The organism is Roseivirga sp. (assembly GCF_034669765.1).
Classification (GTDB): domain Bacteria; phylum Bacteroidota; class Bacteroidia; order Cytophagales; family Cyclobacteriaceae; genus Roseivirga.
This window is the reverse complement of sequence record NZ_JAXMOQ010000004.1, coordinates 321087-338347: the sequence shown is the minus strand read 5'-3', so window position 1 is coordinate 338347 and position 17261 is coordinate 321087. Positions and strand designations below refer to the sequence as shown.

At 39.7% G+C, this 17261-nt stretch carries 20 protein-coding genes and 1 tRNA gene; 7 read left to right on the top strand and 14 right to left on the bottom strand.

What is annotated here, in order from left to right; genetic code table 11:
• The first annotated feature begins 22 nt into the window (after window positions 1–22).
• Window positions 23–469 (top strand): 50S ribosomal protein L9, encoded by a 447-nt coding sequence (rplI, locus tag VOI17_RS10200; RefSeq protein WP_323757149.1) that lies wholly within the window; start codon window positions 23–25, stop codon window positions 467–469.
• An 88-nt stretch (window positions 470–557) separates the two neighbouring features.
• Here rplI and ppgK read toward each other — a convergent pair whose 3' ends face one another.
• The 4 genes from ppgK to VOI17_RS10180 all read right to left on the bottom strand — a co-directional run bounded on the left by ppgK (window position 558) and on the right by VOI17_RS10180 (window position 3194).
• Complete coding sequence (ppgK, locus tag VOI17_RS10195; RefSeq protein WP_323757148.1) at window positions 558–1301, bottom strand: polyphosphate--glucose phosphotransferase; 744 nt, start codon at window positions 1299–1301, stop codon at window positions 558–560.
• Window positions 1302–1382: 81 nt separating this feature from the next.
• On the bottom strand, window positions 1383–2102 hold the full coding sequence (locus VOI17_RS10190; RefSeq protein ID WP_323757147.1) for a tRNA1(Val) (adenine(37)-N6)-methyltransferase: 720 nt from the start codon (window positions 2100–2102) through the stop codon (window positions 1383–1385).
• A gap of 55 nt (window positions 2103–2157) precedes the next feature.
• Window positions 2158–2619 carry a ribonuclease HI gene (rnhA, locus tag VOI17_RS10185; RefSeq protein ID WP_323757146.1) on the bottom strand — a complete coding sequence of 154 codons (462 nt, stop codon included), beginning with the start codon at window positions 2617–2619 and terminating at the stop codon, window positions 2158–2160.
• Window positions 2616–3194, bottom strand: coding sequence for a MarC family protein (locus VOI17_RS10180; protein ID WP_068413752.1), 579 nt, complete (start codon window positions 3192–3194; stop codon window positions 2616–2618). Before VOI17_RS10180 ends, rnhA begins: the two co-directional genes overlap by 4 nt.
• Window positions 3195–3561: 367 nt before the next feature.
• Here VOI17_RS10180 and VOI17_RS10175 point away from each other — a divergent pair, with 367 nt between their 5' ends.
• Together VOI17_RS10175 and VOI17_RS10170 are read left to right on the top strand one after the other, a co-directional pair.
• Window positions 3562–3954 (top strand): hypothetical protein, encoded by a 393-nt coding sequence (locus tag VOI17_RS10175; RefSeq protein WP_323757145.1) that lies wholly within the window; start codon window positions 3562–3564, stop codon window positions 3952–3954.
• Window positions 3955–4233: 279 nt separating this feature from the next.
• On the top strand, window positions 4234–4623 hold the full coding sequence (locus tag VOI17_RS10170; RefSeq protein ID WP_323757144.1) for a hypothetical protein: 390 nt from the start codon (window positions 4234–4236) through the stop codon (window positions 4621–4623).
• A 70-nt stretch (window positions 4624–4693) separates the two neighbouring features.
• On the opposite strand, the gene VOI17_RS10165 is transcribed toward VOI17_RS10170, so the two are convergent.
• The 9 genes from VOI17_RS10165 to VOI17_RS10125 all read right to left on the bottom strand — a co-directional run bounded on the left by VOI17_RS10165 (window position 4694) and on the right by VOI17_RS10125 (window position 11876).
• Complete coding sequence (locus VOI17_RS10165) at window positions 4694–5110, bottom strand: BrxA/BrxB family bacilliredoxin (protein ID WP_323757143.1); 417 nt, start codon at window positions 5108–5110, stop codon at window positions 4694–4696.
• 51 nt (window positions 5111–5161) lie between these two features.
• Entirely contained in the window at window positions 5162–5470 is a 309-nt protein-coding gene (locus VOI17_RS10160) for a DUF59 domain-containing protein (RefSeq protein ID WP_068415345.1), read from the bottom strand.
• 91 nt (window positions 5471–5561) lie between these two features.
• Window positions 5562–5909 carry a four helix bundle protein gene (locus VOI17_RS10155; protein ID WP_323757142.1) on the bottom strand — a complete coding sequence of 116 codons (348 nt, stop codon included), beginning with the start codon at window positions 5907–5909 and terminating at the stop codon, window positions 5562–5564.
• Window positions 5910–5943: 34 nt separating this feature from the next.
• Window positions 5944–6375, bottom strand: a complete 432-nt coding sequence (locus VOI17_RS10150; RefSeq protein WP_323757141.1) for a SufE family protein — start codon at window positions 6373–6375, stop codon at window positions 5944–5946.
• Window positions 6372–7616 (bottom strand): cysteine desulfurase, encoded by a 1245-nt coding sequence (locus tag VOI17_RS10145; RefSeq protein WP_323757140.1) that lies wholly within the window; start codon window positions 7614–7616, stop codon window positions 6372–6374. The genes VOI17_RS10150 and VOI17_RS10145 overlap by 4 nt, the downstream gene beginning before the upstream one ends.
• A gap of 3 nt (window positions 7617–7619) precedes the next feature.
• The gene (sufD, locus tag VOI17_RS10140; protein ID WP_323757139.1) at window positions 7620–8945 is read right to left on the bottom strand and encodes a Fe-S cluster assembly protein SufD; all 1326 of its coding nucleotides are present in this window, start codon (window positions 8943–8945) and stop codon (window positions 7620–7622) included.
• Between the two features lie 11 nt (window positions 8946–8956).
• Window positions 8957–9715 (bottom strand): Fe-S cluster assembly ATPase SufC, encoded by a 759-nt coding sequence (gene sufC, locus VOI17_RS10135; protein ID WP_323757138.1) that lies wholly within the window; start codon window positions 9713–9715, stop codon window positions 8957–8959.
• Between the two features lie 121 nt (window positions 9716–9836).
• The gene (gene sufB, locus VOI17_RS10130; protein WP_323757137.1) at window positions 9837–11282 is read right to left on the bottom strand and encodes a Fe-S cluster assembly protein SufB; all 1446 of its coding nucleotides are present in this window, start codon (window positions 11280–11282) and stop codon (window positions 9837–9839) included.
• A 126-nt stretch (window positions 11283–11408) separates the two neighbouring features.
• Window positions 11409–11876, bottom strand: coding sequence for an Lrp/AsnC ligand binding domain-containing protein (locus tag VOI17_RS10125; RefSeq protein ID WP_323757136.1), 468 nt, complete (start codon window positions 11874–11876; stop codon window positions 11409–11411).
• A 392-nt stretch (window positions 11877–12268) separates the two neighbouring features.
• Here VOI17_RS10125 and VOI17_RS10120 point away from each other — a divergent pair, with 392 nt between their 5' ends.
• Complete coding sequence (locus VOI17_RS10120; RefSeq protein WP_323757135.1) at window positions 12269–13945, top strand: AMP-binding protein; 1677 nt, start codon at window positions 12269–12271, stop codon at window positions 13943–13945.
• A gap of 625 nt (window positions 13946–14570) precedes the next feature.
• Here the strand turns inward: VOI17_RS10120 and VOI17_RS10115 are convergent.
• Window positions 14571–14644: transfer RNA gene (locus VOI17_RS10115), tRNA-Arg, on the bottom strand.
• A 231-nt stretch (window positions 14645–14875) separates the two neighbouring features.
• Between VOI17_RS10115 and VOI17_RS10110 the strand changes: the two genes are divergently transcribed.
• The 3 genes from VOI17_RS10110 to VOI17_RS10100 all read left to right on the top strand — a co-directional run bounded on the left by VOI17_RS10110 (window position 14876) and on the right by VOI17_RS10100 (window position 17230).
• Complete coding sequence (locus VOI17_RS10110; RefSeq protein ID WP_323757134.1) at window positions 14876–15772, top strand: aldo/keto reductase; 897 nt, start codon at window positions 14876–14878, stop codon at window positions 15770–15772.
• Between the two features lie 77 nt (window positions 15773–15849).
• The gene (locus VOI17_RS10105; protein ID WP_323757133.1) at window positions 15850–16545 is read left to right on the top strand and encodes a DUF2461 domain-containing protein; all 696 of its coding nucleotides are present in this window, start codon (window positions 15850–15852) and stop codon (window positions 16543–16545) included.
• 31 nt (window positions 16546–16576) lie between these two features.
• Window positions 16577–17230 (top strand): DUF2461 domain-containing protein, encoded by a 654-nt coding sequence (locus VOI17_RS10100; protein WP_323757132.1) that lies wholly within the window; start codon window positions 16577–16579, stop codon window positions 17228–17230.
• The last annotated feature ends 31 nt before the right edge of the window (window positions 17231–17261 follow it).

Sequence of the window (17261 nt, the reverse complement as noted above, 5' to 3'; positions counted from 1 at the left end):
AAACCCTTTAAAGTAAAGCAGAATGGAAGTAATATTAAAGACTGATATCAAGGGCTTAGGTTATAAAAATGATCTTGTTGCTGTAAAGCCTGGATACGGAAGAAATTACCTTATTCCACAAGGATTTGCTGTTATCGCTAGTGTATCTAACAAGAAACACACTGAAGAAACAGTAAAGCAAATGTCGCACAAAGCTGAAAAGATCATGGGAGACGCTCAAGCAATTGCTGATGCAATTGGAGATACTGTCCTTGAAATTAAAGCAAAAGCTGGTGATAGCGGAAAGATTTTTGGAGCGGTTACTACCCTACAAATTTCTGATGCTTTGAAAGCTGCTAAAGGTGTAGATGTTGATAGAAAGAAAATTTCTTTCAAAGGTGAAGTGAAAATGATAGGTGAGTACGAAGCTGAAATCGATTTGCATAAGTCGGTGAAGAAAGACGTTAAATTCAACGTTGTAGCTGAGTAATCCTGAAGGATATATAAACTGAAAAGCGCCTGAATCATTGATTCAGGCGCTTTTTTTATGTCTTGCCCCTTAATATCTTGGTGAACCTTTATGTCTTTTCAGCAGCGTAAATAGCCGCCCCTACAATGCCAGAATTATTCAATTTGGCTGAAACAGAATAGGGCGTGTTGATTTTGATGTGCTTTTTAAACTTTTGGATTTTCTTGCTCAAGCCACCACCAATAATAATATGGTCTGGTGAGCAGATCCTTTGAACGTGGTTCAGGAAAAAATTGAAGCGTTTACCATATTCTTTAAAACTTAAGTCTTCCCTAGTTTTGGCCGACCCAGCAGCGTAATGCTCAATCACATTTCCATCATGTCCATAGATACGCCCCAACTCAAAATTGGGAATGAGTTGACCATTATAGAAAACACCACTGCCTAAGCCGGTGCCAATGGTGATTGTAATGACCAAACCTGCTAGGCCTTTCCCTACGCCAAATCGCATTTCAGCAATGCCCGCGGCATCAGCGTCATTGATGACAGTGAACTTTAACCCATCGCAATATTTGCTTAAGGTTTCATCGATTTGAGTCCCCACCCAAGAGTCGTCTAGGTTGCTACTGTAAATGGCTTTTCCATTAATAACTACCGTTGGAAATGCGCATCCAACGACCCCTCTCCATTCAAAATGGTCAACAAGTTTTTTGACGGTTTTTGATAAGGCTTCTGGGGTAGAGGGTTGAGGAGTGTCTAGCCTATATCTTTCCGTAATCATTTCTCCTGTAAGCGTATCTACGATAGCACCTTTAATTCCGGTGCCGCCAATGTCAATTCCTAAAACTTGCATATTCTTTATCAGGTAAGGGGAGTGAAGATATTTAGATAAATTAGGCTCTGCAACAATTAATGTGTTCTCCTAAAAATCAGATCAAAGGTGGAGGTAATAGTCCTTTAATAAACGGATGAACTCTTCGGTATAGGCACCATTGCTTTCTTTGATGATCAGGGTTTTTGTTGTCTTCACTTCAGGTTGTCTTCGCGAAAATGATTTTACCCTTCTGAAAATTGGTTTGCCCACTCGATTGTGAATTTGGACATCAGCCACTGTATAAAAACCTCTCTCTTCCATTTTTTGACTAAACAGGCCCATTTCATAATCAGGATAAAGCACCGAAGCAATACCCGTTTCTGGGTTTAGAAGTCTAGAAATACCAGTTGCCAAATCTTCAAATGACAGATTAGAATTATGAATGGCTCTGTTCTTTTGGTGATTACTGCCCAGCTGATTGTCTTGAAAAAAAGGAGGGTTGCAGATGATTAGATCGTAGAGGCCGTTGGGTTTGAATTCAAGAAGGTCAACATTGATTGCAGATAAACGATTGAGCCAAGGTGAATTTTCGAAATTAGTTTTAGCCTGTTGAAAAGCTATTTCATCAATTTCGATTCCATCTATTTTGGCCTCGGTTTGCTGGGCTTTCATTAGCGCCAAGAGACCAGTCCCAGTTCCAATGTCCAAAATATTTTGAGGCTGGAAAGATGCAGGTGCTAAATTCAGTGCACCAAACAGACAACCTTCTGTGGTTACCTTCATTCCGCAGTTTCGTTGCTCTATCATGAACTGCTTGAATTGGAAGAAAGAGTTGGCCATTTTCAAATTTAGAATTATAAAGGTAGAATTAGCGCGAACCCTTAATTTGCGTATGCTAAAAGTCGTTGATGCCGTTTTCAAATTCAGTATCAATTTTCAGATCATTACCCAAAGCTGCTTCTACCGCTAACTCATCACACCTTTCGTTTTCAATATTTCCAGCATGGCCCTTTACCCACTGAAAAGTGACACGGTGTTTTTTATAGATTTCAGCAAAACGCAGCCAGAGATCTTTGTTCTTCTTTCCTTTAAAGCCCTTTTTCATCCAGCCCCATAGCCAACCTTTTTCAACAGAATCGATTACATACTTCGAGTCGGAGTACACGGTGACAGGCGCGTTAGGCTTTGTAATTGCCTCTAAGCCTGTAATTACTGCCAACAACTCCATACGGTTGTTTGTGGTTTTTCTAAAGCCTTCTGACAGTTCTTTTCGGTGCTCCATGTATTTGAGTACTGTGCCATAGCCACCTGGGCCAGGGTTTCCGCGAGAAGAACCGTCAGTATAGATAATGATCATAGATTAATGATGTTGTCTTTGAATAGTTTGATGGCGATGGACAATAGAATGATACCGAATACTTTTTGTAGAACGCCAATTCCGCCAGCCCCAATCTTTTTTTCTAACCAGTCGGTTGATTTCAATACAAGGTAAACAAAGCCCAAGTTGACAATAATGCCTACTAAAATATTGAGTTCACTATACTCGGCTTTGATCGAAACGAGGGTAGTTAGTGTCCCTGCTCCTGCAATCAGTGGAAAAGCAATAGGCACAATGGAAGAGTTGTTCTTCGCGCCTTCTATAGGTTCGTTTTTAAAGAAGTTTCTCCCTAATATCATCTCCATACCAATAATGAACATAATAATGGCCCCAGCGATCGCAAAGGAGCCAACGTCAATACCAAATAGGCCAAGCAGGTTGTCTCCAGCAAAAAGGAAGAGAATCATTAAAATGCCAGCTACCAAAGTAGCCTTGCCAGATTGCACATGACCTACTTTTTTCCTCAGGTCAATAACAATAGGAATAGAACCTAGAATATCGATTACTGAAAACAGAATCAAGGTGACTGAGAGGATTTCCTTAAAATTGAACATCACTTTTTTTTACAAAGCTAGGAAATTGAAACTTGAATTGAGGGGTTAATGATGAGTAATAACTGTCAAGGAATTGTTAATTCTATTCACACTCTGCATACAGGGTTTAAAATATTAGGCACATTTTGGCGGTAAATCCAATGGCTTTAAAAATTGATAGACGATTCAAATCGATAAAAGTTTCATTGTGACACTACCGTACAAATGTGTACGGTTATGAACAAATAACGGGCTGCATTCATTGATGTGATTTAAGTTAACACACTGATATTTAATTAGTTGTATAAGTTGGTATGGGTGTTGTCATAAGGAGGGAGGTCAGCTGCTTTGGTCGGCAGCAATGTTAAACTCAAAAACAACAAAGGTCATGAACTCAATAAACAACACAATCGACATTATAAGGAGAAGGATTCCTTTAATGATTTGCCTTTTGATAGGCATTAGTACAATCTCAATGGCATCAGAAATTGCTGATGAAAAATTAACAAGAGCAGAAGCCATTGAATTGATTTCAGAAGTAAAACACGATTTGAACCTGAAAAATGATTGCGAATTAGAATTCGTAATTGATGATGAAGGAAATGTAAAGCCTTCTCCAATCAAGATCATCAAGATTTACGATAAGGATAACGAGTTGCTATTAGAAGCTCCGATTCATACGGTAGAACAAATGAGCAACAAGGAATTAAGAAGGTTAGTGAATTCAAGTGACTTCTTAATCGAATCTTATAACACCTTCTATTATCGTTTGGATTTATAAACAGTAGAATTAGTCGTTAAGCAGAGAGGCCGCTTCAGTTGAAGTGGCCTCTTTTTTTCTTAAACCTCAAGTGGTGCGATTGAAATAGATGGGGTTTTCACTGTGTTAGACTGAATGATCGTGTACGATATTGAACATGAAGTAAGCTGTTTTTCCCAATAAACGTTAAATCAAGCAATTGTTAATCAGTGAGTTAAACTAAGGGGTGTATGTATTGTCAAAAACATGTAAGTCAACTGCATTTGTCAGTTGAAATGTTAAACTTAAAAACACAAGGTCATGAACTCAATAAACAACACAATCGACAATTTAAGGAGAAGAATCCCTTTAATGATTTGCCTTTTGATAGGTATAAGTACAATGTCAATGGCACAAAAAATTAACAATGAAAGGTTAACGAAAGAAGAAGCCTTTCAATTGATTTCTGAGATAAAACACGATTTGAACTTGATGGATTACGAATTAGATTTCGTGGTTGATGATCAGGGCAACGTCACATCTGAGTTGATTAAAACGATCATGATTTATGATGCGAGTAATAATTTACTCTTGGAGGCGCCAATTCATACTTTAGAGCAAATGACAAATAAGCAATTGAGAATGATTGTAAATGCTTGCGATTTCTTAGCTGAGTCAAACAATATTTTCATTTATCGATTGGACTTCTAGTTCAGCTGATAAAACAACAAAAAGGGTCGATTTCGAAAGAAATCGACCCTTTTTTATGGAATATAAAGGACTAACAATATTCTTCGAAAACGTCAGCCAAATGGCCACCAATCATATCTGCAGTTCTTCCCTCAATGTGGTGTCTTTCAACAAAATGCACCAATTCACCATCTTTGAAAAGAGCAACAGATGGAGATGAAGGAGGGTAAGGCATGTGGAACTGTCTTACTTTAGCAGTTGCTTCGATGTCTCCACCGGCAAATACGGTCATAAGATGGTCCGGCTTTTTGTCAGATAGCTTTAAAGCCATTTTAACACCTGGTCTTGCTGTTCCAGCAGCGCAACCACAAACCGAATTGATCACTACTAGTGAAGTGCCTTTTTTGTTCTTTAAATGATCTTCAACAGCCTCAGCTGTTTTCAGCTCTGTAAAACCCGCTTCAGTTAATTCTTGTCTGAATGGGACGAGTAAATGTTCAGGATACATATTTCTTAATTTTATTTCGTTTCTAAATCTTAAAAGCCGTTTTGGCTATTCTTACATAAAACCAAGTTCTAGCTTGGCTGCTTCCGACATCATGTCTTGCGTAAATGGAGGGTCGAAAGTCAATTCAACTTCTACATCATTTACACTTTCAAGTGCCATGATTTTTTGCTTTACCTCTTCAGGTATCACTTCTGCCGCAGGGCATGAAGGTGAAGTCAATGTCATCAGTACGTAAACGTTGTTTACGGGGAAAACATTGATTTCATAAATCAAGCCCAACTCATAAACGTCTACAGGTATTTCGGGATCGTACACCGTTTTTATTGCGGCTACAACTTGGTCTCTTAAGTTATCTTCCATAATTCAACTTCAAATTATCAAATCTCAAAAAGCAAATCACAAAATTCAACTTTCAATCCTCGTTAGTAATGAATACTACGAGCTCAATTATTTAAACCTTATTTATTATCGCTGACAAGATTTTCAATAATTCCGTTGCTTCTTGTTCTAGCCTAATTCTTACTTGCTCAACTTCTTTATTCCCCAGTGTGTCAATTAACCCAAGCCAGTACCTTGATTCCTTGGCTTCCTTTCTAGCAATTTTAGCCCTGAACTTAAAGTCTTTATCACCTAATTTCTCATTGGCTTCAATGTAATTAGCTCCGACTGATCCATAGGATCTTGTTAGCTGTTTTGAATCCTCGTAATTAGATAAATCTAATGTCAATGATCTTATAAATTTCCTAACGTCTTTGGCGAATTGTTCTGTTCTTTGCTCAAGGTCATAATTGCTCGCCACCGTTTTGAATTTTGAGTTTTGTTTTTATTGTTATTTATTCTGCCTTAGCAGAATAAGCTAACCCGTATATTTTTATTTGCTTCATCATAGCGCCCAATCCGTTTGATCTTTGCGTGCCGATGAATCTATTTAAGCCAATTTTATCTACAAAGTAAAGGTCTGCATTAAGGATTTCTTGAGGTGTATGTCCATTAAGAATTCTCACTAGAATACTTACCAAGCCTTTGGTAATCGCAGTATTGCTGTCGGCTTCGAGGTACATTTTGCCATCTTTCGCTTCGGCATTGAGCCAAACTTTGGATTGACAGCCCTTCACAATGTTGTCATCCGTTTTCAGAACTTCAGCCATCTCTGGCAATTGTTGTCCCAATTCCATAACATATTCAATGGTCATTTCCATGTCAGAATCCAACATTGAAAACTCTTCGATGATCTCGTTTTGAATATCGTTTATGGTTTCACTCATTTCTTGAATTTGCTGATTGTGCTTTTTAAGGCTTCAATAAATGCGTCTATTTCTTCAACTGTGTTGTAAACAGAAAATGACGCACGAACAGTTCCTTCGATGCAATAATGGTCCATTAATGGTTGAGTGCAATGATGACCAGTTCTGACAGCCACACCCTTAGCATCTAGCCACATACCCAAATCGAAGTGATGAATTCCTTCTACTTCAAATGAAAGTACGCTCACTTTTTCTTTGGCTGTACCAATAAGTCTCACACCTTCTATTTGGGTGATTTTATCCGTAGCATAAGCCAGCAGCTCGTTTTCGTAAGCGGCAATGTTCTCTTTTCCCAATTCATCAATGAAAAGAATGGCTTCGTTGAAAGCGATTACATTGGCAATGTCGGGAGTGCCTGCTTCGAATTTGTAAGGAATATCGTTGTAAGTGGTTTTACCAAAACTAACTTCCTTGATCATTTCTCCACCGCCTTGATAAGGAGGGGTTTTTTCGAGAATATCTCGTTTTCCGTATAGCACACCCAAACCTGTTGGACCGTACATTTTGTGGGCAGAAAAAGCATAGAAATCTGCATTCAGTGCTTGAACATCCACAGCGAGGTGAGATGAGGCTTGTGCGCCATCTACCAAAACTTTGGCACCCACTGCATGCGCTTTGTCGATAATGTATTTTACTGGGTTGATGGTGCCCAAGGAATTAGAAGCATGGTTAAATGCGACCATCTTGGTCTTTTCCGTAATCAATTCGTCAAGTGCTTCTATAATAATTTCACCAGCTTCGTTGATGGGCATTACTTTGAGTACTGCTCCGCGCTCTTCGCAAATCATTTGCCAAGGCACTATATTGGAGTGGTGCTCTAGGGTCGAAATCAAAACTTCGTCTCCTGGGTGCAAGAATTTCCTACCCCAACTTGATGCCACAAGATTAATACTTTCAGAAGTGCCTTTTGTGAAAATGATCTCCTCTGGCTCGTTGGCATTGATAAACTTCTGTACGGAAACACGTGTGTTTTCAAATGCTTCTGTAGCACGAGCAGCCAAGGCATGCGCTCCTCTATGGATGTTTGCATTGTCATGCTCGTAATACTTCACCAAAGCATCAATTACCCTTTTGGGTTTTTGATTCGTGGCAGCATTATCGAAATAAATCAAAGGCTTACCGTTGACTTCTTGATGAAGCACTGGGAATTGCGCCCTGATTTTCTGAATGTCCAATGTGTGTTTTTCCAAAGTCTGAGCCATGGTTTATTTTTCCAATCTCTTTTCTATAATCGCAGCGAGATATTCTTTGATAGTTTCGTTTTCAACAGTTTCTAATACATCGTTTGCGAAAGCTTTCAATAGAATTGCGAGTGCTTTATCTCTTTGGATTCCTCTTGCTTGTAGGTAGAAGAGGGCGTCCATATCCAATTGACCAGTAGTACAGCCGTGCGAACAGGAAACATCGTCTGCCCAAATTTCTAACTGAGGCTTGGTGTTTACTGTTGCCTTGTCGGAAATCAGAATATTTTTATTCGACTGGAATGCATTGGTTTTTTGTGCGTCAGGACGAACAAATATTTTTCCATTGAAAACACCTTTCGAACTGCCATCCATTATGCCTTTATACAATTCGTTTGAATAGCAATTCGGCATCATATGGTCAGCAACGGTATGGTTGTCTACATGCGTTTTTCCATCTAATAAATAGAGGCCGTTCATGTAGGTTTCAATTCCTTCGGCCTGAAGTTTTACATTCAGGTTATTACGAATCATCGCTCCATTGAGCGAGAAGGTAAAGGCTTTGAAATTGCTATTCGCTCCTTGTGAAGCGTGAATATTTGAAATGTGATAAGCTTGTTCTGTGTCGTTTTCAATTTTGAAAAAACGAAGATGAGCGCTGTCGCTCACACTGATTTCGTTCACCGAAGTTGTAAAACTCTTGTGTTCGCCAATGGTATCAAATTTCTCAATAATGGTGGCTTGAGAGAACTTACCTGCTACCACAATATTTCGGATGTGGTATGAAAGCTCTCCTTTTGAACTGTCGCCAATGAAGTAAAGCACAATTGGTTTTTCGATTACCGCTTTATCAGCGATTTCAATCGTTACACCATGCTGACTGAAAGCAGTATTTAAGGCTACAAAAGCATCTTCTGCGAAGTTGGCCTTTTTGCCAAAATTAGCCTGAGATAATGCTGAATTAGCTTTAAACCCTTCAGCAAGCGATTCAACTTTTAAACCTTCTACTTGAATATTGTCAGAAAGATCGCTTGAATAAAACCCGTTTAAGAACACGATTTTATGCGCGTCCAATCCTTGGATTTGGGTGCCTGAAATCTGAGTGTCACTTAAACCAAAATCAGCATTTGCTATGTTCAACTGAAAGTTCTTTTCAACAGCTTTGGTAAAGTTGGTGAACTTGTATTCCTCGCTTTTAGGGCCAGGAAAGCCAGAGTTCATCAAGCTAGTGAAAGCCTCTTTTCTAACAGCGTGCGCTGCCGACTGACTTTGCCCATTCAAGCCTTTTTCAAACGCCTCAAATTGAGTTTCAAGCGAATTTAAGATCGATTGTCCTGCAATTTTTTCCATAAAATATTTGCTTAAGCGGTTGCGTCTGCTTCTTCCTTAATCCAATCGTAGCCTCTGGCTTCTAACTCTAAGGCCAATTCTTTAGTGCCTGACTTCACGATTCGTCCATTATAAAGTACGTGTACAAAGTCAGGGACAATGTAATCCAAAAGTCTTTGGTAGTGAGTCACCACGATAGTGGCGTTGTCTTTGTTTTTCAGGGTGTTAACACCGTGTGCCACAACTTTAAGTGCATCGATATCAAGACCTGAATCGGTTTCGTCAAGAATGGCCAGCTTTGGCTCAAGCATCGCCATTTGGAAGATCTCGTTTCTTTTCTTTTCTCCACCAGAGAAACCTTCATTTAAAGAACGGCTCAATAAAGCTTGGTCGATTTCAACCAACTTCATTTTCTCTTTCATCAGTTTCAAGAAAGAAACTGCATCGAGTGCTTTTTCTCCATGATGTTCTCTGATTTGATTAACAGCCGTTTTCATAAAGTTGGTCGTGCTTACACCAGGTATCTCGATTGGATACTGGAAAGCCAAGAAAACACCTTCTCTTGCGCGAAAATCAGCTTCCATTTCAAGCAAATCTTTGCCTAAAAACTCTACTGACCCTTCAGTCACTTCGTAATCTTCTCTTCCTGCAAGCACAGAAGCCAAAGTACTTTTGCCAGAACCGTTAGGTCCCATGATTGCGTGTACTTCACCTGGTTTGATCTCTAGGTTGATCCCTCTAAGGATTTCCTTTTCTTCAATTCTGGCGTGTAAATTCTTTATTGATAACATCTTAACTCTTTAATGTTTAGTGTTTAATGTTCAGTGTTTAATGCTCAAGGTTTGTCGAAGCATATTCTGTTATAAGCTCTTCAACAGTAAACTCTGTCCGGTTTAAGTATTCTTGGGAGTATTAGCCTACAGATCCTTCAAGCGTCAATGCGAGAAGTTTTTGTGCTTCTACGGCAAACTCCATTGGCAATTGCTTAAGTACTTCTTTGGCGTATCCGTTTACGATAAGTGCTACGGCAGCCTCCGGATCAATCCCTCTTTGTTGGCAATAGAAGATTTGATCTTCTCCAATTTTAGAGGTAGTAGCTTCGTGTTCTACATGAGCCGATTGATTTTCGATGTCGATATAAGGGAAAGTATGTGCTCCACATTTATCACCCATCAAAAGCGAATCGCACTGAGAGAAGTTTCGGGCGTTGGTCGCGCGCTTCATTACATGCACTTGGCCTCTATAACTGTTTTGCGATTTGCCAGCAGAAATACCTTTTGACACGATTCTCGACTTGGTGTTCTTACCAATGTGAATCATTTTGGTTCCTGTATCGGCTTGTTGGTAATTATTGGTTACGGCTACTGAATAGAATTCACCAATTGAATAATCACCTTTCAGGATACATGAAGGGTATTTCCAAGTAACAGCCGAACCCGTTTCTACCTGAGTCCATGAGATTTTAGAGTGGTCACCTTCGCAAATACCGCGTTTGGTTACGAAGTTGTAAATACCACCTACACCTTCTTTATTCCCTGGGTACCAGTTCTGAACAGTTGAGTATTTTACCTCTGCATTTTTTGCTGCTTTGATTTCTACCACGGCAGCATGCAATTGGTTTTCATCACGCATAGGAGCGGTGCAACCTTCAAGGTAACTTACATAAGATCCTTCTTCAGCCACAATCAAGGTTCTTTCGAACTGACCTGTATTGGCGGCATTGATTCTAAAGTAAGTAGAAAGTTCCATAGGGCATCTTACGCCTTTTGGAATAAAACAGAATGAACCGTCAGAAAATACGGCTGCGTTTAATGCTGCATAGTAATTATCGTTGGCTGGCACTACTGAACCCATGTGCTTTTTGATCAGCTCTGGGTGTTCACGCACGGCTTCTGAAAATGAACAGAAGATAATTCCTAGTTCACCTAAAGTTTCTTTGAAAGTAGTAGCTACCGAAACCGAATCGATAACAGCATCTACAGCCACTCCCGTAAGTCTTTTTTGCTCTGTAAGCGAAATACCAAGCCTCTCGAAAGTAGCGATCATTTCCGGATCGATTTCGTCTAGCGAGTTAACTTGTTTTTTCTTCTTTGGTGCAGAGTAATATATAAGGTCTTGAAAGTCTACTTTTGGATAGTGAACATTAGCCCACTCAGGTTCTTTCATTTTCTGCCAAGCATGAAAAGCCTCAAGCCTCCAGTCCAGCATCCATTGCGGTTCTTCCTTTTTTGCAGAAATAAACCGAATGATATCATCGTTCAAACCTTTGGGAGCTTCATCTGCTTCAAAGTCTACTGTCCATCCGAACTCGTATTCCTTAGAGGTGAACTCTTCTAATATCTGATCGTCTTTACCCATTCCTAGTTATTTAGAATCGTTTTAAATACAAAGGTACAACTTATAGATTAAAGGATTGGTTTACTTAATTCCTTTTTTCAATAAACTATTTCTAAAAGCTATTATGAGTTTAGAAATCCGCCTGAATCAACCTTCCAACTGAATGCTTCGAGTTAAAGTTTCTTCAAGGATGATAAAGGTTTCTGTGCGCTCAATTCCATCTACTTTCTGTACTTTGTCATAGAGGATGTCTTTCAGATGATCAGTTCCCTTCGCATAGACCCTTACGAACATAGAGTAGTTTCCTGTGGTGTAGTGAACGCTGCTGATTTCAGTGATTTTCTTGAGCTGAGCAGCTACTTTTTCATATAAAGAACTTTTAGAAAGGAATACACCAAGGAATGCTGACACGTTATATCCTAGTTTAGAGAGGTTTAGGTCGAGAGAGGCACCTTTTACAACTCCCATCTTTTCAAGCTTACTCATTCTTACATGAACTGTCCCGCTAGAAACATAAGCGAGTTTGGCTACTTCGGTGTAAGGTTTTTTCGCATTATGTTGAAGAATAGAAAGGATTTTCAAATCCACATTATCGATTTCGTAATTTTCGGTCATAATTTTTAGTTGAATTATTGATTCGATAATAAATGTAATGTATAATTATTTTATCTCTAAATATTCAACTGTTATGTTGCTGATATTTTAATGAACCAACTGTTTCTATTACCTTTGAAACAGTTTCAAAAGAGAAACTTTATACTGTAGGGTGATGAAACAGGCAGCCATGCCCTCCTTTCTCGAGGGTGGAGAAAAAGAAATAAATCTGAACTACCTGACGACTAATCTCTCCGTGAAGGTTCGACTCCTTCCCCTACAGCCATCATTTTGAATATTAGTTTGGAGACGTATTCAGTTTGTTTTTCTTAGATTTAAAGGAGGCTTGTTTGTTAGCCTCCTTTTTTTTTGGTAATTCATTTTTATATTTGATGATAGCCAAATTTTAATACATGAGTACTTTCCCCTGGATTGCGCATTACCCAAAGGGTGTTCCCGCAGAAATTGAAGATCAACGTCCTGAAAACCTATTAGAACTTTATCAGAATGCCTTCAATCAGTTTGGTAGCCGCGAGGCTTTCGAGAACATGGGCGGTATACTTACTTTTCAAGAAGTAGACCAACTTTCGACCAACTTTGCTGCCTATTTGCAAAATGAATTGGGCATGGTAAAAGGGGATAGAATCGCCATCCAGATGCCAAACTGTTTGCAATACCCTGTGGTGCTTATTGGCGCGGTAAAAGCTGGTTGTATTGTGGTCAACACGAATCCGCTGTATACCCATCGCGAAATGGAGCATCAGTTCAATGATGCTCGTGTAAAAACTGTTGTGATTATGGCCAATTTCGCCAAGAGCTTAGAGGAGGCAATGCCAAACCTTTCTACGGTTGAAAATATCATCGTCACTGAATTAGGTGACATGCTTGGAGGCCTGAAAGGGAAGATTGTCAATTTTGTGGTGAAGCACATTAAAAAGATGGTGCCTGCTTACAAAGTGCCTAAGCCCATTTCACTCAAAAGTGCCATGACCAAAGGCGCACGAATGAAATACACCAAGCCAGAAATAAAAGGGGAGGACACTGCCTTTCTTCAGTATACCGGTGGAACCACTGGTGTTTCTAAAGGGGCTATACTTTCACATGATAATGTGGTAGCTCATACACTTATCATTACCCATGTTTTTAAACCACTTTTAAAGGAAGGTCAAAAGGATATTATGATCACGGCCATTCCGATGTATCATATTTTCGCCTTAAATGTGAACTGCACATTTATGATGCACATAGGTGCTAAAAATGTGTTGATTACAAACCCTAGAGATATGCCGGGTTTTGTGAAAGAACTAAAGAAACACCCATTTACATTGTTTACTGGAGTGAATACACTGTTCAACGGACTGCTCAACCAACCTAATTTCAAAGAAATCGATTTTTCTCATTTCAAGGTGTCTATTGGCGGGGGAATGGCAGTGCAAGACTTTGTAGCCAAAAAATGGCAACAAGATACTGGCACTCCTTTGGTACAAGGTTATGGTTTGAGTGAAACCTCTCCTGTTGTTTGCTGCAATCCATTGGATGGCACACATAAAATGGGAACAATAGGTTTGCCAACACCTTCTACTGAATTGGCCATTTTTGATGATGATGGAAATCGCTTAGCGCAAGGTGAAACGGGAGAGATTTGTATAAAAGGGCCACAGGTAATGTCTGGCTATTGGAAGAAGGATAATGATGGAGTATTCTTCGCTGGAGGTTATTTCAGGTCTGGCGATATCGGTGTCATGGATGAAGAAGGCTTCTTCAAAATTGTAGACCGCAAAAAGGATATGATCAATGTCTCGGGTTTCAATGTGTTCCCTAATGATGTTGAAAATGCAATTGCTGACCACCCTAAGGTCTTAGAGGTGGCAGTTATTGGCGTTCCTGATCCACACTCAACAGAATGTGTAAAGGCCTTTGTCGTAAAATCAGATCCTTCGCTTACTGAAGAAGAGTTGAGAGATTATTGTCATGAAAACCTTACAGGCTACAAACGTCCGAAATATTACGAGTTCAGAGCTGAACTGCCCAAAACCAATGTGGGTAAAATTTTAAGAAGGAAATTGAAGGAAGAGGAGGCTAAGGGTTGATTATTAGAAAGGTACTGAATTTGGCCATAGAGAAAATACAGAAATGAACAACCTCTTTCTGTTGGCTTTACGTATATTTGTATTAACAGTACTCGCCACGCTACCCATTAGAACAGCGTCCCAGGGCGAGTCTTTTGCTTTTATAGCCCCGTGTTTGTGAGGATTATAATTTCTCATTGGGCACGGATTTATCTATCTGTTGAGTTCTTAGAGTTATTTGCTAAAGCCACCATTACCTTGGTGAGATCAACACAGATGCATACCTAGCTCCATTCTACTCCCATTCTAAATCAGTGGAATCCTGAAATCTATCAAATCTGCGATACTAACAAAAAATTAGAAACACAGATTATACCGATTAATGGATACCACAGATATCTACTCTCCTTCAGTTTGTTGGTGAAAACACGCAACAAAGGCAGGCTTTGGTGCCAAATCAGCGTAATCCCGAAATCCATTTAATCTGTGATACCGACAAAAGGTAGAAACGCAAATGATAAGGATTTGTATCCAACTGAAACTTCGGGAGAGCTAAGGGTATATTTTGTTGAGTCTATACTTGCGTTGTACTTAATCTCCTAAAAAATAAAAAACCCCACTGATTTACTCAGATGGGGTTTAAAAGTGATCCCTTCAGGAATCGAACCTGAAACCTACTGCTTAGAAGGCAGTTGCTCTATCCAATTGAGCTAAGGGACCATTGTGTCGCTCTATCCCCCCGAACCTTCGGGGGAGCTAAGGGACCGTTTAGTACTCTATCCTTCCGAAGTTTCGGAAGAGCTAGGGACCGTTGTGTCTCCATCCTTCCGAATTGGAAGATTAGGAACCAACGCGCTTTTCAAAAGCGAGTGCAAATATATGAAAATCGATTTTCTTTTGGCAAGTTGAACCTTGAATTTATTTGTATCTAATGCTGTTTAGTTTTTTGTGATGAAATATAGAGCCTTAAAAAATACAGGATTGCAAATCAGCGAAATCGCATTCGGCTGTATGTCAATGGATTTGACTCGAAAGGACAATGATGAGTTGATCCACGCTGCCATTGATGGAGGAATAAATTATTTTGATACGGCTGACCTTTATAACCAAGGAAAGAACGAAGAAGCACTTGGTCAGGCACTAAAAAACAAAAGATCCGAGGTGATTGTGGCGTCAAAAGTAGGCAATCAACTAAGATCTGATGGCAGCGGTTGGGATTGGAACCCTTCGAAAGACTACATTTTGAAAGCAGTTGATCAAAGCTTGAAAAGACTTCAAACGGATTACATAGATATCTATCAATTGCATGGTGGCACAATGGAAGATCCGATGAGTGAGGCAATAGAAGCTTTTGAGCAATTGATAGCCGAGGGTAAAATCAGAAACTATGGCACCTCTTCTATTCGTCCCAATGTAATTCGGGAATATGTGGCCAATTCAAATATTGCCAGCGTAATGATGCAATACAGCTTACTTGACAGAAGGCCAGAAGAGCAAATGCTGGACCTGTTTGAAAGTAACAAGGTGGGCGTCATGGTACGTGGTGGTTTGGCGAAAGGATTGTTGGCTGGTAAAAGCCCAGAGGCTTACCTTAATTATAAATCAGAAGAAATCGAATTATTGGTCAATGAAATGAAGAAGTACACGGATGATAAAACAAAACTGTCGAATGTGGCTTTGCAATGGATTTTGAGTCACTCCGCTGTAACTGCAGCAGTGGTAGGGATTCGAACGAAGAAGCAATTGAACGAAGCTTTGACTTATTCAGAATCTACGTTTATTGAGAGAAGTGAGCTTGATGATTTAGGGAAGATATTGCCCCCTGCTCAATACCAAGCGCATCGATAATATAAAATGTCCACAATTCAGCAGGTCATTCGTTTAGTAAATGTTATTTTTAGTTGAAATATCAAACCATCAAAGTCATGAATATCAGTTCCTCCAATTTTTCGTTTCTGAAAACCTTATCTGAAAACAATAACCGCGAATGGTTTACGGCCAATAAGAAGGAGTACGAACAAGCCCATGAAAATGCGATTTCTGTAGCCGATGCTTTGTTGGCAGGTCTTTCGGAACAGGATCAAATCACCACGCCTACAGGAAAGAAGAGTTTGATGCGTATTTATAGAGATGTTCGTTTTTCAAAGGATAAAAGTCCATATAATCCACGTTGGGCTGGAAGTTTTAATCGATCCAAACCAGCCTTGAGAGGTGGCTATTACTTCCACTTACAGCCAGGTGGAAACACAGTGGTGGGCGGAGGTTTTTATCAACCCAATGCCGATGATATCAAACTTATTCGTGATCATATCGCGATGGATGATGAACCATTAAAGAAAGTGATTTCAGACCCTAAGTTCATAAAGACCTTTGGAGGCTTGCAGGGGGAGCAGTTGAAAACGGCACCAAAAGGCTTTGAGAAAGATCATCCTTCCATTGACCTATTAAGGTATAAATCGATGTACGTGTTTAAAAGCTTCTCAGACAAGGAAGTAATCTCACCAGACTTTGTGAAAAATGCCCTGTCTACATTTTTGGCCTTGCGTCCTTTTTTCGATGTAATGACCGACTACCTCACTACTGATATGAATGGAATTTCCCTTATTGAAAATCAAGCATAAACTTTAGGCGGAAAAACGGGTAGTAAAGACGATGGCAAGAAAACTGATTTTTGAATTTTTGGAGCAACTCAGTGCACACAACTCTAAAGAGTGGATGGATGCCAACAGGGCTTGGTACGAAGAAGCCAAAAACGAAGTGGTCAATCTGTTCGAGCCTATTTTAGCTTCGCTGAAGGAAATCGACCCAAGAATTGTGCAGCTCACGGCCAGAAAAGCCATTAGCCGAATCAATAACAACCTGATGTTTCATCCTGAAAGGCCGACCTATAAAGATCATTTTGGAGTGGTGTTTGGACATGGAAAAGGCTTAGCGGATTTCTATGTACACTTGGGCACGGACGAAACCTTAATGGCAGGTGGTATTTGGCATCCAGACAGTGCAAGACTGAAGAAAATCAGGACTGAGATTGATTACGAGGGGCACAAGCTGATGAAAACCTTAAATGCTGAGCCTTTTAAAAGTTGGTATCATTTCTATACTGAAGGTGCTTTAAAAACTGCCCCAAAAGGCTATTCGCAACAGCATGAATTTATCGAATTGCTAAGACTGAAAAGTATTGCAGCCATGCGTCCGATTACGCGGAAGGATATTCTTTCTGAAGATTTCCATGATATGGTAATTGAATCTTATACCGCTATTTTGCCTATGATCGACTTTTTGAATGTTGCTTTGTTGGATGATTAGTTTTTGACTTTATGAGATTTGACATTAGCTG